We start from the raw sequence: 26,020 nt of genomic DNA, 5'->3' as shown, positions 1-26,020 counted from the left end.
GCCGTACATGCTGACCACCCCCACCCAGTCGGTCGTCCGGGACGGCGTGCCGCCGCGCGTCGCCTCAGCCCGCCCGCGCACCAGCCGGTACGAGGGTCCGGTGCTGGCGGCCATAGCCGCGCTCGCCGCGCTGCTGTCCCTGTGGGGCCTGGGCCACAGCTCGTACCACGGGTTCTACGCCGCCGCGGTGCGCAGCATGACGGACAACCCGGTGGCGTTCTTCTACGGCTCCTTCGACCCGGGCAACACCCTCACCATCGACAAGCTGCCCGGCTTCCTGTGGCCGCAGGCCCTGTCGGCGCTGGTCTTCGGGTTCCACCCATGGGCGCTGGTGCTGCCGCAGGCGGTCGAGGGCGTGGCCTCGGTGGTCGTGCTCCACGTGCTGGTGCGCCGCTGGGCGGGCGTGCCCGCCGGGCTGCTGGCGGCCGCCTTCCTGGCCCTCACCCCGGTGACCGTCGGCCTCGGCCGGTCCGTCACCGAGGACGCGCCGTTCGTCCTGTTGCTGCTCCTGGCCGCCGAGGCCGTCTGGCGGGCGACCGAGCGAGGCAGGCTCGTCCCCCTGCTGCTCGCCGGGTTCTGGGTGGGCGTGGCCTTCCAGTGCAAGATGCTGGAGGCCTGGGCGGTGCTCCCCGCGCTGGCCGCCACCTACCTGGTCGCCGCTCCCCGGAGCCTCGGCCGCCGACTGCGCGATGTCGCCATCGCCGCCACGGTGACCTTCGCGGTGTCGGTGTCGTGGATGGTGGTGGCCACCCTCACCCCGGGCTCCGCCCGGCCGTATCTCGACGGCACCACGGACAACTCGGCCTTCGGTCTGGTCGTCGGCTACAACTTCCTGACCCGCTTCCACGGGGTCGGCATCGACGCGGCCGGCACCGGCAGCGTCGCGCCCAACGAGAGTCTGCGGGTGGCCGGGACGGGGCCCGGCATGGGCGACAGCGTGTGGAAGATGTTCAGCCCCGGGCTCGCCACCCAGACGGGGTGGCTGTACCCGCTGGCGGCCCTCGGGCTCGTGGGCGGCGCGGTGGCACTGTGGCGGCGGCGCGCCGCGCGTACGGACCGCGTGCTCGCGGGCCAGGTGCTGTGGGGCGTGTGGCTGGCGACGTTCTTCCTCGTCTTCAGCTTCGGCAGCGTGACCGGGCACACCTACTACATGGGCGTGGTCGCGGTGGCGCTCGCCGCGTTCGCCGCCGCCGGTGTCGTACAGGCCTGGCGGGCGGCCCTGAGGGGCGGCCGGCGGGCCTGGGTGCTGCCGGTGGCGCTCGCCGGGAACGCCGCCTGGTGCGTGACGCTGACCCTGTGGTACCCACGCTTCCTGTCCTGGTCGGCCCCGGCCGCCGCCATCCTCGCGGTGGCCGGCCTGGCCCTGACCGCGGTCCGGCGCCGCCCGCGCATGGTCACCGCCGGTCTGGCCGTGGGACTGGCCGCGGCCCTGCTGGTGCCCGCCGCATGGTCGGCGTCGGCGCTGTCACCGCGCTACAACCAGCCCGGCTCGCTGGGCCGTGTCGGCCCCAGCAGCCACCGCTCGGGCAACCCGCTCGCCCGACTGAGCCCCGCCCAGCAGCACTTGCTCGCCTACCTCACCGCCCACCGCGGCAGCGCCGAGTACGTGGCCGCGATCCCCGGTTGGTGGTCCGCCGCGCCCTACGTCATCTCGGCGAACGCGCACGTCATGCCCATGGGCGGCTTCACCGGACGGGTCCCGTACCCCTCGTCCGCACGCTTCCACCGGCTGATCGACTCCGGCCGGCTGCGCTACGTCGTCCTGTCCCGGGACGACGTCCTGGCCGGGCATCGGGACGGCACGCTCGTCGGTGGGCTCGTGCGCTGGACGGCCGCCCACTGCGCGCTCGTCCCGCCGGCCGCGTATCACTCCGGCGACCGGTCCCACCGGCTGTACGACTGCGGCCCGGGCCACCAGGGGTGAACCGGGCCGCGGCCGACGGGCCGTCAGGCGCGTCTGTTCCACTCGGCGATCACGGGCCGTCCGTGCTCGGTGGACAGCCGGCTGACCGTGCCCGTGGCCAGCTGGAACAGCCGGCCGTCGGCGGGCGGCAGGCCCAGCCGGCGGGCGGTGAGCACGCGCAGGAAGTGGGCGTGGGCGACGAGGACCACGTCCCCCTCGGCCAGAGCCGTCCCGACCCGGCCCAGCACCCGGTCGGCGCGGGCCCCGACCTCCTCCGGTGACTCGCCGGGATGCCCCTCGGGGCCGGGCGGCACGCCGTCGGTCCACAGGTCCCAGTCGGGGCGGGTGCGGTGGATGTCGACGGTGGTGACGCCCTCGTAGCCGCCGTAGTCCCACTCGTGCAGACCGGGGTCCGGCTCGACCCCGACGAGGCCCGCCAGTTCGGCGGTGCGCAGCGCGCGGTCCAGCGGGCTCGCCAGCGCCAGGGCGTAGGTCCGGCCGGTGAGCAGCGGGGCGAGGGACTTGGCCTGTTGCTCGCCGTCCCCGGTCAGGGGCAGGTCGGTCCAGCTGGTGTGCTGTCCCGACCTGCTCCATTCCGTCTCACCGTGGCGGACCAGCAGGAGGTCCCCCATGGCGGGTCAGTCCTTCTTCTCGACCGCGTGGCCGCCGAACTGGTTGCGCAGCGCCGCGATCATCTTCATCTGCGGCGAGTCGTCCTGCCGGGAGGCGAACCGGGCGAAGAGAGAGGCGGTGATCGCCGGGAGCGGCACGGCGTTGTCGATCGCGGCCTCCACCGTCCAGCGGCCCTCGCCGGAGTCCTCCGCGTAGCCGCGCAGCTTCTGCAGGTGCTCGTCCTCGTCCAGGGCGTTGACCGCGAGGTCCAGGAGCCAGGAGCGGATGACGGTGCCCTCCTGCCAGGAGCGGAACACCTCGCGGACGTTCTCCACCGAGTGCACCTTCTCAAGGAGCTCCCAGCCCTCGGCGTAGGCCTGCATCATGGCGTACTCGATGCCGTTGTGGACCATCTTGGAGAAGTGCCCGGCGCCGACCCGGCCCGCGTGGACGTAGCCGTACGGGCCCTCCGGCTTGAGCGCGTCGAAGATCGGCTCGAGCGGCTCCACGTGCTCCTTGTCGCCGCCGACCATGAGCGCGTAGCCGTTCTGCAGGCCCCACACACCGCCGGAGACGCCGGCGTCGACGAAGCCGATGCCCTTGATGCCGAGGGCGGCGGCGTGCTTCTCGTCGTCCGTCCAGCGGGAGTTGCCGCCGTCGATCACCGTGTCGCCGGGCTCGAGCAGGTCGCCGAGCTCGTCGACGACGGTCTGCGTGGCGGTGCCGGCCGGGACCATCACCCACACGTGGCGGGGCGCGTCCAGCTTCTCGACCAGTTCGGCGAGGGACTTGACGTCGGAGACCTCGGGGTTGCGGTCGTAGCCGATGACGGTGTGGCCGGCGCGGCGGATCCGCTCGCGCATGTTGCCGCCCATCTTGCCGAGACCGATGAGACCGAGCTGCATGATCAGTTCACTTCCTGAGCGTTCTTGAGGGTGCGGTAGGCGGCGACGAGGGCCGTGGTGGACGGGTCGAGACCGGGGACCCGAGCGCCCTCGGTCAGGGCGGGCTCGACGCGCTTGGCGAGGACCTTGCCGAGTTCCACGCCCCACTGGTCGAAGGAGTCGATGTTCCACACCGCGCCCTGCACGAACACCTTGTGCTCGTAGAGGGCGATCAGCTGGCCGAGGACGGACGGGGTGAGCGAGCCGGCGAGGATCGTGGTGGTGGGGTGGTCGCCGCGGAAGGTGCGGTGGGTGACCTGCTCCTCGGGCACGCCCTCCGCGCGGACCTCCTCGGCGCTCTTGCCGAAGGCGAGGGCCTGGGTCTGGGCGAAGAAGTTGGCCATCAACAGGTCGTGCTGTGCCTTGAGTTCACCGCTGAGCTCGCCGACCGGTTCGGCGAAGCCGATGAAGTCCGCCGGGATGAGCTTGGTGCCCTGGTGGATCAACTGGTAGTAGGCGTGCTGGCCGTTGGTGCCCGGCGTGCCCCACACGACCGGCCCGGTCTGCCACTCCACCGGCCGGCCGTCCCGCTGCACCGACTTGCCGTTGGACTCCATGTCCAGCTGCTGCAGATAGGCGGTGAACTTCGACAGGTAGTGGCTGTAGGGCAGCACCGCGTGCGACTGGGCGTCGTGGAAGTTGCCGTACCAGATGCCCAGCAGGCCCAGGAGCAGAGGCGCGTTGGCCTCGGCGGGAGCGGTGCGGAAGTGGTCGTCCATCAGTCGGAAGCCGTCGAGCATCTCCCGGAACCGGTCGGGTCCGATGGCGATCATCAGGGACAGGCCGATCGCGGAGTCGTACGAGTAGCGGCCGCCGACCCAGTCCCAGAACTCGAACATGTTGTCCGGGTCGATGCCGAACCCGGTGACCTTCTCGGCGTTCGTGGACAGCGCCACGAAGTGCCGGGCGACGGCCTTCTCGTCGCCGTCGAACGCCTTCAGCAGCCAGGAACGCGCGGAGGTCGCGTTGGTGATCGTCTCGATCGTGGTGAACGTCTTGGAGGCGACGATGAACAGGGTCTCGGCCGGGTCCAGGTCACGGGTCGCCTCGTGCAGGTCGGCGCCGTCGACGTTCGACACGAACCGGAAGGCCAACTCCCGAGCCGTGTACGGGCGGAGCACCTCGTAGGCCATCGCGGGGCCGAGGTCGGAGCCGCCGATGCCGATGTTGACGACGTTCCGGATCCGCCTGCCGGTGTGGCCGGTCCACTCGCCGGAGCGGATGCGCTCGGCGAAGGCGGCCATCTTGTCCAGCACCGCGTGCACCTTCGGGACGACGTTCTCGCCGTCGACCTCGATCACCTGGTCGGGTGCGGCGCGCAGCGCGGTGTGCAGCACGGCCCGCTGCTCGGTGACGTTGATCCTCTCACCGCGGAACATGGCGTCACGCAGGCCGAACACGCCGGTGGCGGTGGCGAGTTCCTGGAGCAGGGCCAGGGTCTCGTCGGTGATCAGGTGCTTGCTGTAGTCGATGTACAGGTCGCCGACCCGTACGACGTACCGCTCGGCGCGGCCGGGGTCCGCCGCGAACAGCTCGCGCAGGTGCGGCTGCCCCTGGGCGCGGTGGTCGGCGAGGGCCGTCCACTCGGGCCGGTTGGTGAGCTTCACGATCTCGGACTCTGCCATCTCAGGCGTTCTCCTTGGCGGCCTCGCCCCTGAGGGCGATGGCGTACATCTCGTCGGCGTCGAGGCGGCGCAGCTCCTCGGCGATGAGCTCGGAGGTGGGGCGGACCTTCAGGGCCAGAGTGCGCGGCGGCTGGCCCGGCAGGCTCAGCGTGGCCAGGGGGCCCTCGGGGCGGTCGATGCGCACCTCGCCGTTCTGGGTGCCCAGCCGTACGGCGGTGACGACCGGACCGGCGGTGACCACCCGCTCCACGCTCACCTGCAGTCGGGCCTCAAGCCAGCGGGCCAGCAGCTCGGCGCTGGGGTTGTCCGCCTCGGCCTCGACGGCCGCCGACGTGATCGGCACGCGGGCCTGGTCCAGGGCGGCGGCCAGCATGGACCGCCACAGGGTGAGCCGGGTCCAGGCGAGGTCGGTGTCGCCGGGTGCGTAGTTGCGGGCGCGGGTCTCCAGGACCTCCATCGGCCGCAGAGCCGCGTACAGGTCGGTGATCCGGCGCTGCGCGAGCGCGCCGAGCGGGTCCTCGGACGGGGTGTCGGGCGCGTCCACCGGCCACCACACGACCACGGGCGCATCCGGCAGCAGCAGGGGCAGGACGACCGAGTCGGCGTGGTCGGACACCTCGCCGTAGGTGCGCAGCACGACCGTCTCGCCGGTGCCGGCCTCGGAGCCGACCCGGACCTCGGCGTCGAGCCGGGAGTGCGTGCGGTCGCGCAGGGTGCGCACATGCCGCTTGATGACGACCAGGGTCCGCATGGGGTGCTCGTGCGAGGCGTCCTCGGCGGCCTTGATCGAGTCGTAGGCGTTCTCCTCGTCCGTGACGATGACCATCGTCAGGACCATGCCCACGGCCGGGGTGCCGATGGCGCGGCGACCCTGCACCAGCGCCTTGTTGATCTTGCTTGCCGTGGTGTCGGTCAGGTCGATCTTCATGGCCTGCGCCAGCTCCGTCCGTCTCGTGCGAGCATCTCGTCCGCTTCACTCGGTCCCCAGCTGCCCGACGCGTACTGCGCCGGCCTGCCGTGCGCCGCCCAGTACTCCTCGATCGGGTCGAGGATCTTCCAGGACTCTTCCACTTCCTGGTGACGGGGGAACAAATTCGCGTCGCCCAGCAGCACGTCCAGGATGAGCCGCTCGTACGCCTCCGGGCTGGACTCGGTGAACGACTCGCCGTAGGCGAAGTCCATCGACACGTCCCGGATCTCCATCGAGGTGCCCGGCACCTTGGAGCCGAACCGCACGGTCATGCCCTCGTCGGGCTGGACGCGGATCACGATCGCGTTCTGCCCGAGTTCCTCGGTCGCGGTGGAGTCGAAGGGGGAGTGCGGGGCCCGCTTGAAGACCACCGCGATCTCGGTGACCCGGCGCCCCAGCCGCTTGCCGGTGCGCAGGTAGAAGGGGACGCCCGCCCAGCGGCGGTTGTCGATGCCCAGCTTGATCGCGGCGAAGGTGTCGGTCTTCGACTTGGGGTCGATGCCCTCCTCCTGGAGGTAGCCGACCACCTTCTCGCCGCCCTGCCAGCCGCCCGCGTACTGTGCCCGCACGGTGTGCCTGCCGAGGTCCTCCGGCAGCCGCACCGACTTCAGCACCTTCAGCTTCTCGGTGAGCAGCGCCTCCGCGTCGAACGCGATCGGCTCCTCCATGGCGGTCAGTGCCATGAGCTGGAGCAGGTGGTTCTGGATGACGTCACGGGCGGCGCCGATGCCGTCGTAGTAGCCGGCCCGGCCGCCGATGCCGATGTCCTCCGCCATCGTGATCTGGATGTGGTCGACGTAACTGCGGTTCCAGATCGGCTCGTACATCTGGTTGGCGAAGCGCAGCGCCAGGATGTTCTGGACCGTCTCCTTGCCGAGGTAGTGGTCGATGCGGAACACCTGGTCCGGTTCGAACACGTCGTGCACGATCGCGTTCAGCTCGCGGGCGCTGGCCAGGTCGTGGCCGAACGGCTTCTCGATGACCGCGCGCCGCCAGGAGCCCTTGGCCGGGCTCGCCAGGCCGTGCTTCTTCAGCTGCTGCACGACCTTCGGGAAGAACTTCGGCGGCACCGAGAGGTAGAACGCGAAGTTGCCGCCGGTGCCGCGGGAGGAGTCCAGCTCCTCGACGGCGTCCTTCAGCTGCTTGAACGCGGTGTCGTCGTCGAAGTCGCCCGGGATGAACCGCATGCCCTCGGCCAGCTGCTGCCACACCTCCTCGCGGAACGGGGTGCGGGCGTGCTCCTTCACGGAGTCGTGCACGACCTGTGCGAAGTCCTGGTCCTCCCACTCGCGGCGGGCGAAGCCGACGAGGGAGAAGCCCGGCGGCAGCAGACCGCGGTTGGCGAGGTCGTACACCGCCGGCATCAGCTTCTTGCGGGACAGGTCACCGGTCACACCGAAGATGACCAGCCCGGACGGGCCCGCGATCCGGGGGAGCCGGCGGTCGCGGGTGTCCCGCAGCGGGTTCGCCCAGTCGGCGGCCGGGGCCACCGGGACCTGCACCGCCTCGGGTGCGGGCGCCTGGGGTGCGGGCGCGTGAGCCGCGGGCGCCTCGGCGGCGGGGGCGTTCTCGGTCATCGGGCGTCAACTCCCTTGCTCTTCAGGGACTTCGCCACCGCGTCCAGCAGCTCCTGCCAGGCCGCATCGAACTTGGCGACGCCCTCGTCCTCCAGCTGCTGGACGACCTCGTCGTAGGAGATGCCGAGCCGCTCCACGGCATCCAGGTCGGCGTGGGCCTGCACATAGCCGCCGGTCACCGTGTCGCCGGTGATCTCGCCGTGGTCGGCGACGGCGTTCAGGGTGGCCTCGGGCATGGTGTTGACGGTGCCCGGCGCGACCAGCTCGTCCACATACAGTGTGTCCTTGTACGCGGGGTCCTTCACGCCGGTGGACGCCCACAGCGGACGCTGCTTGTTGGCCTTGTCCCCGGCGAGGGCGACCCAGCGCTCGGAGCCGAAGACCTCCTCGTAGGCCTCGTAGGCGAGCCGGGCGTTGGCGAGGGCCGCGCGGCCCTTGAGGGCGAGCGCCTCCTCGGTGCCGAGGGCGGTCAGCCGCTTGTCGATCTCGGAGTCCACGCGGGAGACGAAGAAGGACGCCACCGAGTGGATGGTGGAAAGGTCGAGGCCGCGCTCGCGGGCCTTCTCCAGGCCGGCCAGATAGGCGGCCATGACCTCGCGGTAGCGCTCCAGGGAGAAGATCAGGGTCACGTTGACGCTGATGCCCAGCCCGATGACCTCGGTGATGGCCGGCAGGCCCGCCCTGGTCGCCGGGATCTTGATCATCACGTTGGGGCGGTCGACCAGCCAGAAGAGCTGCTTGGCCTCGGCGACGGTCGCCGCCGTGTCGTGCGCCAGGCGCGGGTCGACCTCGATGGAGACCCGGCCGTCACGGCCGGCGGTGGCGTCGTACACCTCGCGCAGGATGTCGGCGGCGTCGCGCACGTCGGCGGTCGTCATCATCCGCACCGCCTCGTCCACCGTCACATCGCGTACGGCGAGGTCGGTGAGCTGCTCCTCGTAGCCCTCGCCGGAGCCGATGGCGGCCTGGAAGATCGAGGGGTTCGTCGTGACACCGACGGCGCTCCCGCTCGCCACCAGCTCGGCGAGGCTGCCCGAGGTGATCCGCTTGCGCGACAGGTCGTCGAGCCAGATCGACACGCCCTCGTCGGCGAGGCGCTTGAGGGCTCCCGGGGTCGCGATTGCTTCGGTCACAGTGATCATTCTTCTTTCGGGTCGGTATCGGGCGTCGGTGTCAGGCGCGCGCGGCGGCGAGCGACTCGCGGGCCGCCGCGGCGACGTTCTCGGGGGTGAAGCCGAACTCGGCGAACAGGGTCTTCGCGTCGGCGGAGGCGCCGAAATGCTCCAGGGAGACGATGCGTCCCGCGTCGCCCACGTACCGGTACCAGGTGAGCCCGATCCCGGCCTCGACGGCGACCCGGGCCTTCACGGCCGGCGGCAGCACCCGCTCGCGGTACGCGCGCGGCTGCTCCTCGAACCACTCCACGGACGGCATCGACACCACGCGCGTGCCGATGCCCTCGGCCTCCAGCTGCTCACGCGCGGCCACGGCCAGCTGCACCTCGGAACCCGTCGCGATGATGATCACCTCCGGGACCTCGGTCGAGGACTCGCGCAGCACATAGCCGCCCTTGGCCGCGTCCTCGTTCGGCGCGTACACCGGCACGCCCTGGCGGGTGAGCGCGAGCCCGTGCGGGGCGGGGTTCGTGGCGTGCCTCTTCAGGATCTCGGTCCAGGCGATCGCGGTCTCGTTGGCGTCCGCCGGGCGGACGACGTTCAGGCCGGGGATGGCGCGCAGCGAGGCCAGGTGCTCGACCGGCTGGTGGGTGGGGCCGTCCTCGCCGAGGCCGATGGAGTCGTGCGTCCAGACGTACGTCACCGGCAGCTGCATCAGAGCCGACATGCGCACCGCGTTGCGCATGTAGTCGGAGAACACCAGGAAGGTGCCGCCGTAGATGCGGGTGTTGCCGTGCAGGGCGATGCCGTTCATCTCCGCGGCCATGGAGAACTCGCGGATGCCGAAGTGGACGGTACGGCCGTAGGGGTCGGCCTCGGGCAGCGGGTTGCCCTTCGGCAGGAAGGAGCTGGTCTTGTCGATGGTGGTGTTGTTGGAGCCGGCGAGGTCGGCGGAGCCGCCCCACAGCTCGGGGATCACCGGGCCGAGCGCCTGCAGCACCTTGCCGGAGGCGGCGCGGGTGGCGACCGACTTGCCCTCTTCGAAGACCGGGACCTTCTGCTCCCAGCCCTCGGGCAGCTCGCCCTTGCTGACACGGTCGAACAGCGCGGCGCGCTCCGGCTGCGCGGTGCGCCACTCGGCGATCCGCTTGTCCCAGGCCGAGTGCGCCTCGGCGCCCCGGTCCAGGGCCCGCCGGGTGTGCTTCAGGACCGCGTCCTCGACCTGGAAGGTCTGCTCCGGGTCGAAGCCGAGGACGCGCTTGGTCGCGGCGATCTCGTCCTCGCCGAGCGCCGAGCCGTGGGAGGCCTCGGTGTTCCGCGCGTTCGGGGCGGGCCAGGCGATGATGGTGCGCATCGCGATGATCGAGGGCCGCTCGGTCTCGGCCTGCGCGGCCCTCAGCGCCGCGTACAGGGCGGGGACGTCGATGTCGCCGTCGGCGGTGGGCTCGACGCGCCGGGTGTGCCAGCCGTAGGCCTCGTACCGCTTCAGCACGTCCTCGGAGAACGCGGTGGCGGTGTCGCCTTCGATGGAGATGTGGTTGTCGTCGTAGAGGAAGACCAGGTTGCCGAGCTTCTGGTGGCCGGCCAGGGACGAGGCCTCGGCGGAGACGCCCTCCTCCAGGTCGCCGTCGGAGACGATCGCCCAGACGGTGTGGTCGAAGGGGGAGGTGCCCGCGGGGGCCTCCGGGTCGAACAGGCCGCGCTCGTAGCGGGCCGCCATCGCCATGCCGACCGCGTTGGCGACGCCCTGGCCGAGGGGGCCGGTGGTGGTCTCTACGCCGGCGGTATGGCCGTACTCGGGGTGGCCCGGAGTCCTGGAGCCGTGCGTGCGGAACGCCTTCAGGTCGTCCAGCTCCAGCTCGTACCCGGCCAGGAACAGCTGCGTGTACAGGGTCAGCGAGGTGTGACCGGGGGAGAGGACGAAACGGTCCCGGCCGGTCCACTCGGGGTCGGCGGGATCGTGACGCATCACCTTCTGAAAGATCGTGTACGCCGCAGGTGCCAGGCTCATCGCCGTGCCCGGGTGGCCGTTCCCCACCTTCTGGACCGCGTCGGCCGCCAGCAGACGGGCGGTGTCCACGGCACGCCGATCGAGGTCGGTCCACTCGAAGCCGTCGGAAGTCTGCGTGGTCATCTTCAAGAAGTCCTCGTTCAGTGCGGGATTGCTGGCCTGACGCGTTCAAACTTAAAAGTCTGACTTTTTCGACGGAAGGTCGGGGTGTGTCAGCCTGTGGTGAATCTGGGACAGTGATCGCGCGACACGGACGGCACGAAAAGGACATGACAGGCACAACCCCTCAAGCTGATGACCCCGGCGTCGACGGCGACGGCATCAGAACCTTCCCCTTCCCGGCCGAGCTGGCCGTCGGCGGCGTCGGCATGCAGGTCGGCCCCATGGGGACCGGCCGCCCCTGGCACGCCGATGCCCCCCTGGACCGCGTCCACCGCATCGACTTCCACGTCGTCATGCTGTTCACGGACGGCCCCGTACGGCACATGATCGACTTCGCCGAGTACGAGGCCGGCGCCGGCGACCTGCTGTGGATCCGCCCCGGACAGGTCCACCGTTTCTCCCGCGAGGCCGTGTACCGCGGAACCGTCCTGACCATGCAGCCCGGCTTCCTGCCCCGTGCCACCGTCGAGGCCACCGGCCTGTACCGCTACGACCTCCCGCCCCTGCTGCACCCCGACCCGGACCGGCTCGCCGCACTCCAGGCCTGCCTCGACCAGTTGCGGCGCGAGTACGAGGACACCGCCACGCTCCCGCTCAGCCTGCACACCGCCGTCCTCCGGCACACCCTCACCGCGTTCCTGCTGCGCCTCGCGCACCTCGCGGCCAGCGCCGCCGAGGCCGGCCGGCAGCAGACGGACAGTACGTTCACCCGCTTCCGGGACGCCGTCGAGCTGGGCTTCGCCACGAACCACAGTGTCAGCGCCTACGCCGACGCCCTCGGCTACTCCCGGCGCACCCTGGTCCGCGCCGTCCGCGCCGCCACCGGCGAGACTCCCAAGGGCTTCATCGACAAGCGCGTCGTCCTGGAGGCCAAGCGCCTCCTCGCCCACACCGACCTGCCGATCGGCCGCGTCGGGGCGGCCGTGGGCTTCCCCGACGCGGCGAACTTCACCAAGTTCTTCCACCTGCACACCGGGCAGACCCCGGTCGCGTTCCGTGCGGAGCTGCGGTGACGCGCGAGGCGTCCGCGAGCCGGCCGCCCCGCACATGACGAGGCGGGGGCTGACCCATGGGTGCGGGCCAACCCCCTGTCGCCGACCGATCAGTGCCCGAAGTCGAACCAGTTCACGTTCACGTAGTCGGACGGCTGGCCGCTGCTGAAGGTCAGATAGACGTCGTGCGTTCCGGTCACCGAGCCGATGTTGGCCGGAACCGTCTTCCACGACTGCCAGCCCCCGGTGTTGCCCACCGCGAAGCTGCCGATGGGCGGGTTGGAGCGGCTGTCCAGGCGCACCTCGACCAGCCCGCTGACGCCGTCGGCCGCGCCGCTGGCCACGCGCGCGTAGAACTGGGTGGCCGGTGTCGAACCGAAGTTCACACCCTTGTACAGCGCCCAGTCGCCGTTCGCGATCCAGCCGATGTCCTGGCCGCCGCCGGTGTCGGTCGTGGTCTCGGTGCCGATGCCGGACTGGCTGTCGTAGGACTCGGCCTGGACGGCGCTGTAGGCGTCGCGGTTGCCGGTCGGCGGAGGTGTGGTGCCGCCGCTGCCGGAGGACTGCAGGACCTGCACATAGTCGACGACCATCGGGTGGCCGGGCTCGGTGGCGCCGGTCGGGCCGCCGCCGAAGGCCGCGGGGAAGCCACCGCCCATCGCCACGTTCAGGATGACGAAGAAGCCGTGGTTGGTGGCGTTGGCCCAGGTGGTCGCGTCCATCTGGTTCGCCGTGACCGTCTGGTAGTTGACGCCGTCGACGTAGAAGCGGATCGCCTCCGGGCTCACCGAGCGGTCCCACTCCATGGTGTAGGTGTGGAAGCCCGACTGGCAGGTGGTGTTCGGACACGCCGTCGAGTTGCCGAGGCCCGTGGTCTCGTTGCAGGGCCCGCCCGGGTTGGTGCCGCAGTGCATGGTGGCCCAGGTCTTGTTCAGGCCCTGGACGTTCTCCATGACGTCCAGCTCGCCGACGCTCGGCCAGTTCTGGTAGTTGCCGCGGTAGGGCGCGCCCAGCATCCAGAACGCGGGCCAGTAGCCGGCGGCCGCGTCCCCGGTCACGTCGGGCATCTGGATGCGGGCCTCCACGCGCAGCTTGCCGCCGGCCGGGGGCTGGAAGTCGGTCCGGGTGGTCTCGATCCGGCCGGAGGTCCAGTTGCCGGAGGCGTCGCGGCGCGGGGTGATGAGCAGATCGCCGTTGCCGTCCAGCGCCACGTTGTTCGTGCTGGAGGTCATCGACTCGACCTCGCCGGTGCCCCAGTTCGCGGCACCGCCCGGGTACGAAGTGCCGGTGTCGTACTGCCAGTTGGACGTGTTGACGCCGGAGCCCGCCGCGCCGTTGAAGTCGTCCAGGAACACCTGGGTCCAGCCCGAGGGCGGGGTGGGGGCGGTGGCGTCGGCGGGTGCGGTGGCGGCCGTGGCGATCGCCGCCGCCAGGCCGAGCGTGGCGACGGCGGCGACGAGCGCGCGCCGCAGGGGGCGGCGTCTGGGTGTGCCGGGGGAATCGCTCATGGGGGAGGCCTCTCGGGTACGGGGAGTGTGCGGGAGCTGTGAGAGCGCTCCCACGCACTGGGTCTGAGAGCGCTCTCAGGGTGCCGCCAATGTGCTCCCCGCCCCTGCGGTCGTCAAGACATGAAACAAAGAAAGTCATTGATCCGCAGGGGAGTTCACGGGGTGAAGCCGCCCCGTAACGGCTCAGACCTCGCTGCCCGCCTTCCGGTCGGCCCAGGACGGATTCCATCCGTTGAGCCCGTTGGCCGGGCCGACGGTCCTCTCGCCGGAGTTCTTCACGATCACCACGTCACCGAGCATCGAGCTCTCGCAGAACTTGTAACCGCCCACCGAGCTGTCGCCCGCGCCCTTGGCGTCGTGCAGCCCGACACAGCCGTGGCTTCATCCGGGTCTGCTCGAAGCGCTCGCTGATCGCCATGATCCCGGACCAGGTGGTGTGCGAGCAGTCGCCGCCGGTGACCGGACAGGTGGCGACGGTCCTGCCGGAGCGCCGCACCCGCCTGCTGCATGTCGTCGCCGTGGACGAGGAGGTGGTGTTCGTCCAGTACGAGTACGAGGTGGCCGGCGGTGGCCGGTACCGCACCATGGAGGCGATCACCGTGCGCGAAGGCCTCGTCCGGGCGGTGCGGGTGTTCTTCGGCGGCACGGTGTGAACCGGTTGCGGGTACGCGGACGGGTCGCCGCTCAGCGCCGCTCCGGCCGCCAGCCCAGCGCCCGTGAGATCCCCCGGGCGGCCAGCCGCACCGCCGGAGCAAGTGCCGGCACCTGGGCGCCCTCCCGGGGCACCACCACCGACACCGCCGCCACCACGTCCCCGTCGGGTCCGCGCACCGCCGCAGCCACCGACAGCGCGTCCTCCGTCACCTGACGCTCACTCACCGCCACGCCCGAGCGGCGTACCTCGGCGAGCGTACGCCGCAGCCGCACCGGATCGGTGATCGTGTACGGCGTGAAGGCGGCCAGCGACCCCGCGCAGTACTCCTCCTGCAGGTCCGGGCCGGCATGGGCGAGGAGGGCCAGCCCGACGCCGGTGGCGTGCAGCGGCCAGCGCGCGCCGACCCGGATGTGCACGCCCACCGCCGAACGGGCCGACAGCCACTCGATGTAGACGACCTCAGCGCCGTCCCGCACGGCCAACTGCACGTTCTCGTGCGTCGCTTCGTACAGGTCCTCCAGGTACGGCAGTGCCAGCTGCCGCAGGCCCAGACCGCGCGGCGCGAGCGCGGCCACCTCCCACAGTCGCAGCCCCACGTGGTACACCCCGGACGCGTCGCGTTCCAGCGCGCCCCACGCGGTCAGGGCGCCCGCCAGCCGATGCGCGGTGGTCAGGCTGAGCCCGGCCCGGCGGCTGATGTCCGTCAGGGACAGGGCGGGGTGCTCGTGGTCGAACGCGCCGAGCACGGCCAGCAGCCGATCGGCCGCGGACCGCTCACTCACGGACACCTCACCACCCTGTCGCCTCGTCCCGGCCGGGATAGTAACCGACGCCGCGGCGCGCTGCCCGACCGTGGCCGGGCGGGGAGCCGTCCCATCACCGGCCCCGATCAGGCCGGGTCACGCCCACGGGCCGGCCCACCGGCCGCCGTTGCCGGGCTCGTCGGGGAGGACCGGGCGTCGCGGGTGGGACCGGGCGTCGCGGGTCGGCGACCGCGCCGAAGCGGCCCGCGCCGTGCGGGTTGCCGGCGAGGACGCAGGGGGACGCGTCGCCGACGGTGATCGGGATGGGCCGGGCACATGTGCCGGCACGGCCGGACACGGCCGTCGTGCACGGCCCCCGGATGTCGGGCACCCTCCAGGTGCCGGTCGGCCACCGTCCCGCGCCCCCCGCCCCGGATCACGTCCACGATGAGCCCCTCGCCCTCGCGGACGCGCGGCCCGCCGTCCGGCGTGCCACCGCACCCGGCGTCGCAGTCCCGCTTCACCCGCATGTCGGGCCCGTCCAGCAGATGCCCGCGGTCCGCCCGGACCCGGCCCTCGCGCAGCGGGGGAGGGCCACACCGGCGTGGATGCGGCTGAACTCGCCCGGCACCCCCACCACGCACCCGCACCCGCCCGCCGCTGGTCTCGACGCCCCCTTGCCGGGCACGTCGCTCGCGGGTTCTCCGAGGGCGTCAGTGGGTCATGAAAGACGTGACGGGCAGCGCTCGGGCGACGATGCGGACGTCGCCGAGGCGTCCGTGCAGGATCTGGTCGATCTTCCCGGCGTACTCGTAGCCGCCGAGCAGCCACGGCAGGCCGACCGAGGTGATGCCGACCGCCTCGGCCTTCGGGTTGCGGACGACCGGGCAGCCCTCGACGTACAGGGTGGTGTGCTTGCCGTCGCTGACGACCGCGAGGTGCCACCAGGTCTCCAGGGGCGTCTCCTGGCCCCAGTTGGTGGCGATGCCCTCCTGGTTGAGCGGACGCATCGCCCACTGCGGCTCGCGGTCGTCGGACAGGGAGAGGGTGGCGAGCGGCTCGTCGGGGTCGTCGGCGGTCTTGCCGGCCGCGCCGCCCGTACCGGTGCGGCTGACGATCCCGGACCAGGCGTTGTGGTCCGGATCCCAGTCGGCGGGCAGCCAGTAGAAGGCCTCGATGGTGTAACCGTTCCCGAACGTCGCCGAGTTGAGCGGGGCGGAGTCGACGGTGCGCAGATACGCGCCGCGCAGCGGGGACTTGTAGCCCTGGAACTCCACGCTGCCGTGGCCGGGCTGGTCGGGGTGGTGGTCCGCCGACCAGCCGAGCGTGCCGCCGCCCACCGGGACCACGGTGAGGTCGTTGCCCCGGCCGGAGAGGTCGCGGACGGTGCCGGAAACGGGCGACTCGAAGCGCCAGTAGGCCACTGTTCCCGGTATCAGCATCTTCGACGCGGGCCGCGCCGGGCGGGCCGGCACCGGATCGAAGCCCGAGAAGCGGGCGGCGAAGTCGATCTCGACGGAGAAGCGGTCCGCGTCGCCGCTGAGCTCGATCTCCTGCCGCTCCAGCTCGTTGAGCCCCTTCCCCGCCCGGCCGAGGATCCACGGCGAGACCGTTTCCACGTCGATGACGTTCCGGTCCAGGTCGAAGTGGTAGAGGCGGATCATCGCCGCGCCGCCGAAGTAGCGGTTCTGGTAGTTCGTGAGGTGCAGGTGCACCTCGTTGCCGGCCGCGTTCTTGCGGGTCGCGCGGCCCGCGGGCCAGTAGTGGCCGTTCAGGGTCAGGAAGATCTGGTCGTGGTCCTCGATCAACCGGTCCCACAGCTGCTGCCCGTGGACCGACAACTCATCGTCCCCGGCGACCAGTTCGTGCGTGGTGAGAACGACCGGCGTCCTGGGATGCCGGGCGAGTACGTCCCTCGCCCAGGCGTACCCCTTCGCCGACAGCCGCCAGTCCAGGGCGAGGACCAGCCACTCGCGGCCGCCGGCCTCGAACAGGTGGTAGGTGTTGTATCCGTCGGGAGAGGCGCCCCCGAACGTCGGCTTGTCCCCGAAGCGCCGCGGCCCGAAGGTGTCCAGGTACGGCGTCGAGCCGCGCTGGTCGTCCGTCGACGACCCGACGTCGTGGTTGCCGGCCAGCACGCTGTAGCCGACGCCCCGGCGGTCGAGGATCCCGAACGCCTCGCCGACCGCCGCGAACTCGTCCTCGGCGCCGTTCTGGGTGAGGTCGCCGAGATGGGTCAGGAAGACGATGTTGTCGTCCTCGCCGTGCTCCAGGAGATAGCGCAACGACGCTTCGAGCGGCGCCGGATGGATGCTGGGGCCGTCGAACAGGTACTGCGTGTCCGGCATCACCGCCAGCGTGAACCGGCGGCTGTTCGTGTCCGGCAGACGGCCGCCCGGCCCGGCCGCCTCGGCGACGGCCGGGAGGCCGACCCCGGCCGTGGCGGCGGCGCCGAGCAGTGCTGCGGCCCTGAGGAAACCGCGTCGTCCGGCACCGGCCGGCACGGCCTCGCCCTGGTCGTGGTCGTGCGACGTACACATGTGCGCTCCAGGAGGGTGATGTGACGGCGAGAGGCCGGGGGAACCGATGAGGAGGGGGGCTGCTACGGAACGCGGAGGAGAGGGACGGGACGGCGCGTGACACCGCGCGGTTCCGGGTCGCCGGGCGGCCGGCCCAGGGGGAGCCCCGGCGCCGCCGTCGGCAGCGGATGCTCCAGCGGGTCGTCGTCCACCTGCACGGGTGGCCCCGCCGAGGGCGGCACCGCCCGGTCCCGGACCGCCGCCCGCAGGCGGATCCGCGGTGCGCACACCTCGGTACCGCTCGGCGCCGACGGCCCGTCCCCGGCCGTCACCACCCGCAGCGTCAGCCACGCCGCACCGCCGTCCTCCGGCAGGGCGAAGGGCAGTGGTACGGCCGCGGTCTCGCCCGGCCGCAGATCGGGCAGCTCGGCCGGAGCGGTCAGGGTCCGGCCGCCGGCCGGTGTCAACTCCCAGGTCGCCACCAGCCCGGCAAGGCCGGGGAAACGCCGGTGGTTGGCGACGACGATCCCCTCGTGCCGGTAGCAGCGGATCCGGACCGGCGGCGCGCCCTCCCGGCGGTGGTGCGGGTCCGGCTCGGGGATGCGGTCGCCGAGGTCAGCGCCGTACGCCCAGGGGCGGCCGGGTGCGCCGGCACCATTGTCGTACGGCCCGGCACCGATGCGCCCGGCCGGTCTTCCCTCGCTCACGCGCCGCAGGATCGCGTGGTTCCCGAACCCCCGGATGAAGCCGCCCTGAAGACCCGGCGTGGAGTCGATGGCCGCCCAGTGGTCCGCACACGTGCCGCGGGCCGTTGAGCGGCCCTAACCGGTCGGCCGGATCACGAAAAGGGGGAAGGCGCGTCGCTCGGGCCGGGCGCCGATCTCGTCGAGCGCGGCGCGGATCTCGTGCAGGTGACCGGTGGTCATCTGCAGCGGGGGCTCGTCGGGCTGGTAGGTGGTGCGGACCGGGTAGTCCACGCCCGGTTCGGTGGTCATCTCGATGTGGCAGCCCAGGACGTGGGTGACCGGTCGGCTTTCGGAGAACTCGATCAGGCGGTCGATGGTCCGCGCGTAGGCGGACCAGTCCTGGACGTAGAGCCGGCCGGGGTAGACCGTGTCGCCGGTGAGCAGGAACCCGGTCCACGGGTCGTAGAACGTGACCGCCGCCTCGTGGTGCCCCGGGGTGGCGAGGCACTCGAGCACGCGGCCGCCCAGATCGACCCGTGCCACCGAGGTGGGGTCCGCGTCGAATCCGAAATACTCCCAGGCGGTGGCCAGGTCCGCGCCGACCACCGTGGTGTCCGGGCGGTCGGCGAACTGGCCGTCCCCCGCGATGTGGTCGCCGTGGGCGTGGGTGTGCAGCACCAGCAGGTGATACCCCGGCCGGGGGTTTCGGGTGAGCCGGCCTTCGACGAGCTCGTCGACCACCCGGCGCAGGGGGAAGAACTCGGCGGAAGCGGTGGCGCCGGTGTCCAGCAGCACCGCCCGGTCGTTTCCGAACAGCAGGAACAGGAACGGCGCCTCGTAGTGGATCGCCATGTTCTGCCGCAGGATGAACGTGTGCTCGTCGTACGCGTGGACCTGGATGTCCGGGTCGGTGTTGTGCTTGGCCGACGGCGAGCCGTGGATCCAGCGGACGTCCAGGCCGCGAGACCGGGGAACCCGGCCGGCGAAATCGATGGGGGTCCTGCCTGAGTCCATGACGCCTCCTCGGGTGCGTCGTCTTGGCAGGCCGGGTACGGCGCACATCTCGTCCGGGGCAGGCACCTACAGGCCTCCGCCGCGACGCTACCACGGCGCCGGCCGGCTGCACTTCGGGGTGGGGGACCAGCCCCTCGTGGCCCCGGCCCACCTTCCCCTGTCGGGCATCGGCACCTCCGCGCGCCGGGCCGCCCGCCGGTCCGCGGTCATCACCGGCAGACTCGTGGGGTGGACGCTGCCGGGCCGCCGGGTACGGGCACGGCGCAGGTCTGCGGGGCCGAGGTGGCCGTGGCGGGAGTTCGGGGAAGGGTGCAGAGGTGAAGCTGACGATTCTGGGTGGCGGCGGGTTCCGGGTGCCGCTCGTGTACGGTGCCCTGCTGGCCGACCACGCCGAAGGGCGGGTCACCGAGGTCGTCCTGCACGACCTGGACGAGCGTCGACTGTATGCAGTGCGCCGCGTTCTGGACGAGCAGGCCGCCGGCATCCCCGACGCGCCCCGGGTGACCGCCACCACCGGCCTGGACGAGGCGCTCGCCGGCGCGGACTTCGTCTTCTCCGCGATCCGCGTCGGCGGCCTGGAGGGCAGGGCGAACGACGAGCGGGTGGCGCTCGCCGAGGGCGTGCTCGGGCAGGAGACCGTCGGCGCGGGCGGCATCGCCTACGGCCTGCGGACCGTGCCCGTCGCCGTCGACATCGCCCGGCGCGTGGCCCGCCTCGCCCCCGAGGCCTGGGTCATCAACTTCACCAATCCGGCCGGCCTGGTCACCGAGGCCATGTCCCGGCACCTGGGCGACCGCGTCGTCGGCATCTGCGACTCGCCCGTCGGCCTCGGCCGCCGTATCGCCCGTGTCCTCGGCGCGGACCCGAGGGAGGCCTTCGTCGACTACGTCGGCCTCAACCACCTCGGCTGGGTGCGCGGTCTGCGCGTCGCCGGACGCGACGAACTCCCGCGCCTGCTCGCCGACCCCGCCCTGCTGGGCTCCTTCGAGGAGGGCAGGCTGTTCGGCGTCGACTGGCTGCAGTCGCTCGGCGCGATCCCCAACGAGTATCTGCACTACTACTACTTCAACCGGGAAGCCGTACGCGCCTACCAGCGGGCCGAGCAGACCCGCGGCGCCTTCCTGCGCGACCAGCAGGCCCGGTTCTACACGGAGGCCCTGCGCACGGACCGGTCCGCGCTGGACGTGTGGGACCGCACCCGCGCCGAGCGCGAGGCCACCTACATGGCCGAGAACCGCGAGAGCGCCGGCGCGGGTGAGCGGGAGGCCGAGGACCTGTCCGGCGGTTACGAGAAGGTCGCGCTCGCCCTGATGCGGGCCATCGCCCGCGACGAGCGGACCACGCTGATCCTCAACGTGCGCAACGGCGACTCGCTGTCCGTGCTCGACAAGGACGCCGTGATCGAGGTCCCCTGCCGGGTCGACGCGGGCGGCGCCCGCCCGGTCGCCGTCGCCCCGCTGCCCGATCACGCCACGGGGCTGGTCTGCTCGGTCAAGGCCGTCGAGCGGGAGGTGCTCGCCGCCGCCGAGTCCGGTTCCCTGCGGGCGGCGGTGAAGGCGTTCGCGCTGCATCCGCTGGTCGACTCGGTCAACGTGGCCCGCAGGCTGGTCGAGGGCTACCGCGAGGTCCATCCTGGCCTGGCGTACCTTGAGTGAGCAGACTGAGTAAGCGCTTTCCATCCTTTGCTCGCCTCTCCCTCTGGAGACCTCCATGCACGACGAACGCCGCCGGATCGAGGATCGCGTCGAACGCCTCCACCACCAGCGCATCAAGCCCGCGATCTACGCGGCGCGGGTTCCCCTGGAGGTGACGGCCTGGCAGGCGCCCGGTGAACCGGTCTCCTTCGAGGAGGCCGCGGCCGCCGCGTACACGCCGTTCGAGACGGACACCGCCTGGGGGCCGCCCTGGGGGACGACCTGGTTCCGGATGCGTGGCCGGGTACCCGCCGAGTGGGCCGGCCTGCGGGTGGAGTCGGTCATCGACCTCGGCTTCGTCGGTGACTGGCCCGGCAACCAGGCCGAGGCGCTCGTCCACCACACCGACGGCACCCCGCTGAAGGCGGTCAACCCCCTCAACCAGTACGTGCCGGTCGCCCACCCGGCGGCGGGCGGCGAGGTGGTCGAGTACCTGGTGGAGGCGGCCTCCAACCCGGACATCCTCGCGAACGGCTTCGCCGGACCGACCCCGCTCGGTGACATCCGGACGGCAGGCGACCGTCCACTGTACACATTCCGCCGCGCCGACCTCGCCGTGCTCGACGAACAGGTCTGGCACCTCGACCTCGACCTGCAGGTGCTGCGCGAACTGATGGTGGAACTCGGCGAGCACGACCCGCGCCGGCACGAGATCCTGCACGCCCTCGACCGCGCCATGGACCTGCTCGACCTGGACGACATCGCCGCCTCGGCCCCCGCCGTACGGGAGTCCCTGCGCCCGGCGCTCGCCAGGCCCGCGCACGCCAGCGCCCACATCGTCTCCGGTGTCGGCCACGCGCACATCGACACCGCCTGGCTGTGGCCGATCCGTGAGACCAAGCGCAAGACGTCCCGGACCTTCGCCAACGTCACCGCGCTCGCCGACGAGTACGAGGAGTTCGTCTTCGCCTGCTCACAGGCCCAGCAGTACGAGTGGGTGCGCGACCACTACCCGCACGTGTGGGAGCGGATCAAGAAGTCGGTGGCGAAGGGCCAGTGGGCGCCCGTCGGCGGGATGTGGGTGGAGGCCGACGGCAACCTGCCCGGGGGTGAAGCCCTGGCCCGCCAGCTGGTGCACGGCAAACGGTTCTTCATGGACCACTTCGGCATCGAGACCAAGGGCGTCTGGCTGCCGGACTCCTTCGGCTACACCGCGGCCTACCCGCAGCTGGCCAGGCTCGCCGGCAACGAGTGGTTCCTCACCCAGAAGATCTCCTGGAACCAGACCAACACCTTCCCGCACCACACCTTCTGGTGGGAGGGGATCGACGGCACCCGCATCTTCACCCACTTCCCGCCCATCGACACCTACAACGCCCGCTTCAGCGGCGCGGAGATGGCCCGGGCGGTGCGCAACTACGCCGAGAAGGGCGGCGCCACCCGTTCCCTCGCCCCGTTCGGCTGGGGCGACGGCGGCGGCGGACCCACCCGCGAGATCATGGAGCGCGCCCGCCGCCTGAAGGACCTGGACGGCTCTGCCAGGGTCGAGATCGAACACCCCGACGCCTTCTTCGCCAAGGCCCGCGAGGAGTACCCGGACGCCCCGGTCTGGGCGGGCGAGCTGTACCTGGAGCTGCACCGTGCCACGTACACCACCCAGGCCCGCACCAAACAGGGCAACCGGCGCTCGGAACACCTGCTGCGCGAGGCCGAGCTGTGGGCCACCACGGCCGCCCTGCACGCCCCGGACTACGCCTACCCGTACGACAGGCTCGACCGCCTGTGGAAGACGGTCCTGCTGCACCAGTTCCACGACATCCTGCCCGGTTCCTCCATCGCGTGGGTGCACCGCGAGGCCGAGGCCGAACACACCCGCGTGGCCGGGGAGTTGACGGCGCTCACGCGTGAGGCGATCGCCGCCCTGGGGACCGGCGGGCCCCGGGTGTTCAACGCCGGCCCGCGAGACCGCGCCGAGGTGGTCCGCACCCCCGAGGGCGCACCGATGTACGTGAGGGTGCCCGCGAACGGCTCCGCACCCCTCATGCCCGCCGAACCCCCGCACCCGGTCACGGTGCAGGGGCACACGCTGGACAACGGGATCGTCCGGGTACAGGTGGCCGAAGACGGAACTCTGTCGTCTGTATGCGATCTGCGGGCCGACCGCGAAGTCCTCGCCGGCCGGGGCAATCTGCTCCGCCTCCACACCGACCTGCCCAACTGCTGGGACGCCTGGGACATCGACAAGCACTACAAGAACCGCTACACCGACCTGCTGGAGCCCGACTCGGTCACGGTGGTCGAGGAGGACCCCCTGGTGGGCGCGATCCGGGTGGTCCGCTCCTTCGGCAAGGGATCCCGCATCACCCAGACGATCACCGTCCGCGCCGGGAGCGCCCGCATCGACGTCGAGACGGACATCGACTGGCACGAGACGGAGAAGATCCTCAAAGCGGGCTTCCCCGTCGATCTGCGCGCCCCGCACTCCTCGGCCGAGATCCAGTTCGGTCACGTCCAGCGGCCCACGCACACCAACACCAGCTGGGAGGCGGCCCGTTTCGAGGTCTCCGGCCATCGCTGGGTGCACATCGCCGAAGCCGGTTACGGGGTCGCCGTCGTCAACGACTCCACCTACGGCCACGACGTCTCCCGTACCGTGCGCGAGGACGGGGGTACGACGACCACGGTCCGCCTCAGCCTGGTCCGCGCCCCGCGCGTCCCCGACCCCGAGGCCGACCAGGGCCGGCACCGCTTCACCTACGCCCTGCTGCCCGGCGCGACCGTCGAGGACGCGGTCGCCGAGGGCTACGCCCTCAACCTGCCGCTGCGGGTGGCCGATTCGGCCGGAGCGCCCGAGCCGGTCGTCTCCACCGAGGGCGAGGGCGTGACCGTGGAGGCGGTCAAGCTGGCCGACGACGGCTCCGGGGACGTGGTGGTCCGGCTGTACGAGTCCCGGGGCGGCCGGGCCACCGGCGTGCTGCGCACCGGGTTCCCGTCGGCCGGAGCCGAGGTCACCGACCTGCTGGAGCGACCGCTGGCCGACGCGGAGACGGGCCCCGACGGCTCGGTCCCGCTCGCGCTGCGGCCCTTCCAGGTCCTGACCCTGCGTCTGCGGCGGGCCGGGGCGAGCCGGTCGTAGGCCGTGCGATCCAGGCTCACGGGTTCCGGCTCCGGACGGGGGCATCGCGCCCCCGACCCACCGGGCCGGCCGGTCGCCCCCCGTGACCGCGACCGGCCGGCCCGTTCCCCCGTGGGCCCCCGTTCCCCCGTGGCCCCGTTCCCCCGTGGCCCCGTTCCCCCGTGGATCCCCCGTCGTTCCCCCGTGGGTTTTCCCGTTGCTGTCATGGAGAGCCGCGAGGCCGCGCTCTGATACACCCCTGCCGGAAAAAAATGTCCCCCGGTCCTGAGGACCGGGGGACACCGAGGGCGCGCTCAGCCGGTGAACCCGGCCGTGATCGAGGTGAACTGCCAGTTGTTCTGGCTGATGCCGGAGCAGTTGCTCACCACGCCGCCGCCCGGGCACGGCCGGTCACGGTTGACCGACCAGAAGGCGAGCCGCGCGATGTGGTGGGAGTTCGCCCAGTCACGGATCTGGGTCCAGATCGCCGGGGTGGTCGTCTCCTGCTGGTCGGACAGCCCGTTCATACCCGAGATGCCGATGTGCGCGTAGGCGGTCGCGTCGTCCCAGCCGAAGGTCGACTTCAGCTTGTTCTTCAGGCCCTCCGCGGCGTTCACGGTGTTGCCGTACATGTCCGAGCCGCCGCCGAAGTCGAACGGCATGACGGTGAACACGTCGATGTTCGCGCCGAGCGACTGTGCCTGCTCGATCAGCCGGTTCCCGTAGTACGTCGGCCCGGTGGTCGAGGTGCCGAAGGTGACGATCGTCTTCAGGCCGGGGTTGTTCGCCTTGACCGTCTTCAGTGCGGTGAGGATCTTCGCCTGCACGGCCTCGTTCTCGAACTCGTCCGTGTTCTCGATGTCCATGTCGACGGCCTTCAGACCGTAGGCGTCGATCACCTTCTGGATGGCGCCGGCGAGCGCGGCCGCGGACGAGCAGTTGGCGCCGAGCTTGCTGCCCTGCCAGCCGCCGAAGGACGGGACGATGTCACCGCCGGCGGACCGGACAGCGTTGATCGCGCTCTGGTCGGCGCCGCCGGTGAGCGGCCGGCTGCCGTCCCAGGCCGGGGTGCAGCCGCCGGAGTCCAGCACGAACGCCATGGTGAACCACTTGGCACCGGTCGCGCTCATCACCGTCGTCGGGCTCGGCGGGTCGCCCCAGCCCTCGTACAGATACGGCGCGGCCTGCTTGAAGCCGGTGCCGCCGCCGCTGCCCGCGTCCGTGGTCACGGAGACGGCGTTGGAGGCGGCCGAGACGTTCCCGGCCGCGTCGTGCGCCTTGACCGTGAAGGTGTACGACGTGCTCGGCGACAGCCCGCTGACCGTGGCGGACGTGCCGGAGACGGTCAGCACCTGGTTCGCGCCGCTGTAGATGTCGTAACCGGTGACGCCCACGTTGTCGGTGGCGGCGTTCCACGACAGCGACACGCTCGACGACGTCTTGCCGGTCGAGGTCAGCCCCGTCGGCGCGCTCGGCGCCTGGGTGTCACCGCCGCCCCCGCCGCCGCCCGGGCCGTCCAGGCCGATGTCGTCGGCCCAGTAGGTGCCCTGGGCGTACCAGCCGTGGACGTAGATGGTGGCGCTGGTCTGTGAGGCGCCGGTGGTGAAGGAGACGCTCAACTGGCTGTACGCCGTCGGCGACGTCGTCCAGGTCGAGGCGCCGCCGTTCACGCCCAGGTACACGTAACTGCCGCGTACCCAGCCGCTGAGGGTGTACGTCGTGTTCGGCTGCACGGCGACCGTCTGGCTGCACTGCGCGTTGTCGCTGTCGGTCACCGCGCCCTGCAGCGCCTTGGTGCCGCTGTGCACGGGGGAGGAGACGACCGAACCGAGATTGCCGGTGCAGGTCCAGGGGGAGAGGCCGCCGGACTCGAAGCCGGGATTGGTGAGGATGTTGGCCGCCTGAGCGGTACCCGGAAGGGCGATGGCCCCGCCGACCGCCAGGGCGACGGAACCGAGGAGAGCGAGAAGCCGACGTCTGTGACGTCCGAGTGGATTGCGCACGCGATCTCCCTGTGGGGATGGGGTGTTCGGGAGTGCACGGGTGTGCGGAGGTGCGCCAACGAATTTGGTATGGACCAATCCGGCTGTCAAGGGATGTGGCCGGATTGGTCCATACCGGTGGGTGTCAAGTGCCTAGATGTGCTGACTGGACAGGTTGGTGACGCGGCTGGCTGGTGTTTGGCCGCCGATGCCGGTGTGGGGTCGGTGGTAGTTGTACCAGTCCAGCCAGTCG

General features: G+C 71.6%; 18 protein-coding genes, 2 pseudogenes and 1 riboswitch. Of the genes and pseudogenes, 5 read left to right on the top strand and 15 right to left on the bottom strand.

Features of this window, described 5'->3' with window-relative positions; translation table 11 throughout:
- The first annotated feature begins 7 nt into the window (after positions 1-7).
- Positions 8-1,924 (top strand): ArnT family glycosyltransferase, encoded by a 1,917-nt coding sequence (locus ACFYZB_RS35150; RefSeq protein ID WP_388765409.1) that lies wholly within the window; start codon positions 8-10, stop codon positions 1,922-1,924.
- A gap of 23 nt (positions 1,925-1,947) precedes the next feature.
- Here ACFYZB_RS35150 and ACFYZB_RS35145 read toward each other — a convergent pair whose 3' ends face one another.
- From ACFYZB_RS35145 to tkt, 7 genes are read right to left on the bottom strand one after another with little or no spacing between them, the layout of a single operon-like run.
- On the bottom strand, positions 1,948-2,535 hold the full coding sequence (locus tag ACFYZB_RS35145; RefSeq protein ID WP_351214203.1) for a histidine phosphatase family protein: 588 nt from the start codon (positions 2,533-2,535) through the stop codon (positions 1,948-1,950).
- Between the two features lie 6 nt (positions 2,536-2,541).
- Positions 2,542-3,420: a phosphogluconate dehydrogenase (NAD(+)-dependent, decarboxylating) gene (gnd, locus tag ACFYZB_RS35140; RefSeq protein WP_388765407.1), complete on the bottom strand. Its 879-nt coding sequence runs from the start codon at positions 3,418-3,420 to the stop codon at positions 2,542-2,544.
- 2 nt (positions 3,421-3,422) lie between these two features.
- Positions 3,423-5,084 (bottom strand): glucose-6-phosphate isomerase, encoded by a 1,662-nt coding sequence (gene pgi / locus ACFYZB_RS35135; protein ID WP_388765405.1) that lies wholly within the window; start codon positions 5,082-5,084, stop codon positions 3,423-3,425.
- 1 nt (position 5,085) lies between these two features.
- Positions 5,086-6,012 (bottom strand): glucose-6-phosphate dehydrogenase assembly protein OpcA, encoded by a 927-nt coding sequence (opcA, locus tag ACFYZB_RS35130; RefSeq protein ID WP_351212405.1) that lies wholly within the window; start codon positions 6,010-6,012, stop codon positions 5,086-5,088.
- On the bottom strand, positions 6,009-7,631 hold the full coding sequence (gene zwf / locus ACFYZB_RS35125) for a glucose-6-phosphate dehydrogenase (protein WP_388765403.1): 1,623 nt from the start codon (positions 7,629-7,631) through the stop codon (positions 6,009-6,011). The genes opcA and zwf overlap by 4 nt, the downstream gene beginning before the upstream one ends.
- Positions 7,628-8,773 carry a transaldolase gene (gene tal, locus ACFYZB_RS35120; RefSeq protein WP_388765400.1) on the bottom strand — a complete coding sequence of 382 codons (1,146 nt, stop codon included), beginning with the start codon at positions 8,771-8,773 and terminating at the stop codon, positions 7,628-7,630. The genes zwf and tal overlap by 4 nt, the downstream gene beginning before the upstream one ends.
- A 31-nt stretch (positions 8,774-8,804) precedes the next feature.
- A complete protein-coding gene (gene tkt / locus ACFYZB_RS35115) occupies positions 8,805-10,880 on the bottom strand; it encodes a transketolase (protein ID WP_388765398.1) in 2,076 nt (691 codons plus the stop codon).
- 146 nt (positions 10,881-11,026) lie between these two features.
- Between tkt and ACFYZB_RS35110 the strand changes: the two genes are divergently transcribed.
- Positions 11,027-11,932: a helix-turn-helix domain-containing protein gene (locus tag ACFYZB_RS35110; protein ID WP_388765396.1), complete on the top strand. Its 906-nt coding sequence runs from the start codon at positions 11,027-11,029 to the stop codon at positions 11,930-11,932.
- Between the two features lie 89 nt (positions 11,933-12,021).
- Here ACFYZB_RS35110 and ACFYZB_RS35105 read toward each other — a convergent pair whose 3' ends face one another.
- Both ACFYZB_RS35105 and ACFYZB_RS35100 read right to left on the bottom strand, forming a co-directional pair.
- Positions 12,022-13,419, bottom strand: coding sequence for a glycoside hydrolase family 16 protein (locus tag ACFYZB_RS35105; protein WP_388765394.1), 1,398 nt, complete (start codon positions 13,417-13,419; stop codon positions 12,022-12,024).
- Positions 13,420-13,602: 183 nt separating this feature from the next.
- Positions 13,603-13,915 (bottom strand): annotated as a pseudogene (locus ACFYZB_RS35100) (L,D-transpeptidase); the annotation flags it as partial.
- Here ACFYZB_RS35100 and ACFYZB_RS35095 point away from each other — a divergent pair.
- The gene (locus ACFYZB_RS35095; protein ID WP_388765560.1) at positions 13,836-14,072 is read left to right on the top strand and encodes a hypothetical protein; all 237 of its coding nucleotides are present in this window, start codon (positions 13,836-13,838) and stop codon (positions 14,070-14,072) included. The pseudogene ACFYZB_RS35100 and the gene ACFYZB_RS35095 sit on opposite strands and share 80 nt — an antisense overlap.
- 31 nt (positions 14,073-14,103) lie before the next feature.
- Here ACFYZB_RS35095 and ACFYZB_RS35090 read toward each other — a convergent pair whose 3' ends face one another.
- The 4 genes and pseudogenes from ACFYZB_RS35090 to ACFYZB_RS35075 all read right to left on the bottom strand — a co-directional run bounded on the left by ACFYZB_RS35090 (position 14,104) and on the right by ACFYZB_RS35075 (position 19,036).
- Complete coding sequence (locus ACFYZB_RS35090) at positions 14,104-14,856, bottom strand: IclR family transcriptional regulator (RefSeq protein WP_388765392.1); 753 nt, start codon at positions 14,854-14,856, stop codon at positions 14,104-14,106.
- A gap of 674 nt (positions 14,857-15,530) precedes the next feature.
- Positions 15,531-17,357 carry a LamG-like jellyroll fold domain-containing protein gene (locus ACFYZB_RS35085; RefSeq protein ID WP_388765391.1) on the bottom strand — a complete coding sequence of 609 codons (1,827 nt, stop codon included), beginning with the start codon at positions 17,355-17,357 and terminating at the stop codon, positions 15,531-15,533.
- 101 nt (positions 17,358-17,458) lie between these two features.
- Positions 17,459-18,145 (bottom strand): annotated as a pseudogene (locus ACFYZB_RS35080) (beta-galactosidase domain 4-containing protein); the annotation flags it as partial.
- A 12-nt stretch (positions 18,146-18,157) separates the two neighbouring features.
- The gene (locus ACFYZB_RS35075) at positions 18,158-19,036 is read right to left on the bottom strand and encodes an MBL fold metallo-hydrolase (RefSeq protein WP_388765390.1); all 879 of its coding nucleotides are present in this window, start codon (positions 19,034-19,036) and stop codon (positions 18,158-18,160) included.
- Between the two features lie 12 nt (positions 19,037-19,048).
- Positions 19,049-19,116: riboswitch (guanidine-III (ykkC-III) riboswitch) on the bottom strand.
- Positions 19,117-19,353: 237 nt separating this feature from the next.
- On the opposite strand from ACFYZB_RS35075, the gene ACFYZB_RS35070 reads away from it, so the two are divergent.
- Positions 19,354-20,691 (top strand): 6-phospho-beta-glucosidase, encoded by a 1,338-nt coding sequence (locus ACFYZB_RS35070; RefSeq protein ID WP_388765388.1) that lies wholly within the window; start codon positions 19,354-19,356, stop codon positions 20,689-20,691.
- Positions 20,692-20,746: 55 nt separating this feature from the next.
- Positions 20,747-23,806 carry an alpha-mannosidase gene (locus tag ACFYZB_RS35065; protein WP_388765387.1) on the top strand — a complete coding sequence of 1,020 codons (3,060 nt, stop codon included), beginning with the start codon at positions 20,747-20,749 and terminating at the stop codon, positions 23,804-23,806.
- A 293-nt stretch (positions 23,807-24,099) separates the two neighbouring features.
- On the opposite strand, the gene ACFYZB_RS35060 is transcribed toward ACFYZB_RS35065, so the two are convergent.
- Positions 24,100-25,788: a carbohydrate binding domain-containing protein gene (locus ACFYZB_RS35060; protein WP_388765385.1), complete on the bottom strand. Its 1,689-nt coding sequence runs from the start codon at positions 25,786-25,788 to the stop codon at positions 24,100-24,102.
- Positions 25,789-25,920: 132 nt separating this feature from the next.
- Positions 25,921-26,020, bottom strand: a 100-nt coding sequence (locus tag ACFYZB_RS35055; protein ID WP_388765553.1) for an integrase core domain-containing protein, incomplete at its 5' end; no start/stop codon positions are given.

It is taken from the genome of Streptomyces sp. NPDC001852, assembly GCF_042891825.1.
GTDB lineage: Bacteria > Actinomycetota > Actinomycetes > Streptomycetales > Streptomycetaceae > Streptomyces.
Note: the sequence above shows the minus strand (reverse complement) of the source record. Positions and strands in the feature narration are given on the sequence as shown.

Excerpts from the sequence above, each read along its gene's own strand:
- ACFYZB_RS35150 (WP_388765409.1), top strand. The coding sequence starts at position 8 with ATGCTGACCACCCCCACCCAGTCGGTCGTCCGGGACGGCGTGCCGCCG.
- ACFYZB_RS35065 (WP_388765387.1), top strand. The coding sequence starts at position 20,747 with ATGCACGACGAACGCCGCCGGATCGAGGATCGCGTCGAACGCCTCCAC.
- tal (WP_388765400.1), bottom strand. The coding sequence starts at position 8,773 with ATGATCACTGTGACCGAAGCAATCGCGACCCCGGGAGCCCTCAAGCGC.
- ACFYZB_RS35095 (WP_388765560.1), top strand. The coding sequence starts at position 13,836 with ATGATCCCGGACCAGGTGGTGTGCGAGCAGTCGCCGCCGGTGACCGGA.
- ACFYZB_RS35110 (WP_388765396.1), top strand. The coding sequence starts at position 11,027 with ATGACAGGCACAACCCCTCAAGCTGATGACCCCGGCGTCGACGGCGAC.
- opcA (WP_351212405.1), bottom strand. The coding sequence starts at position 6,012 with ATGAAGATCGACCTGACCGACACCACGGCAAGCAAGATCAACAAGGCG.
- ACFYZB_RS35075 (WP_388765390.1), bottom strand. The coding sequence starts at position 19,036 with ATGGACTCAGGCAGGACCCCCATCGATTTCGCCGGCCGGGTTCCCCGG.
- tkt (WP_388765398.1), bottom strand. The coding sequence starts at position 10,880 with ATGACCACGCAGACTTCCGACGGCTTCGAGTGGACCGACCTCGATCGG.
- gnd (WP_388765407.1), bottom strand. The coding sequence starts at position 3,420 with ATGCAGCTCGGTCTCATCGGTCTCGGCAAGATGGGCGGCAACATGCGC.
- ACFYZB_RS35145 (WP_351214203.1), bottom strand. The coding sequence starts at position 2,535 with ATGGGGGACCTCCTGCTGGTCCGCCACGGTGAGACGGAATGGAGCAGG.
- ACFYZB_RS35105 (WP_388765394.1), bottom strand. The coding sequence starts at position 13,419 with ATGAGCGATTCCCCCGGCACACCCAGACGCCGCCCCCTGCGGCGCGCG.
- ACFYZB_RS35085 (WP_388765391.1), bottom strand. The coding sequence starts at position 17,357 with ATGTGTACGTCGCACGACCACGACCAGGGCGAGGCCGTGCCGGCCGGT.
- zwf (WP_388765403.1), bottom strand. The coding sequence starts at position 7,631 with ATGACCGAGAACGCCCCCGCCGCCGAGGCGCCCGCGGCTCACGCGCCC.
- pgi (WP_388765405.1), bottom strand. The coding sequence starts at position 5,084 with ATGGCAGAGTCCGAGATCGTGAAGCTCACCAACCGGCCCGAGTGGACG.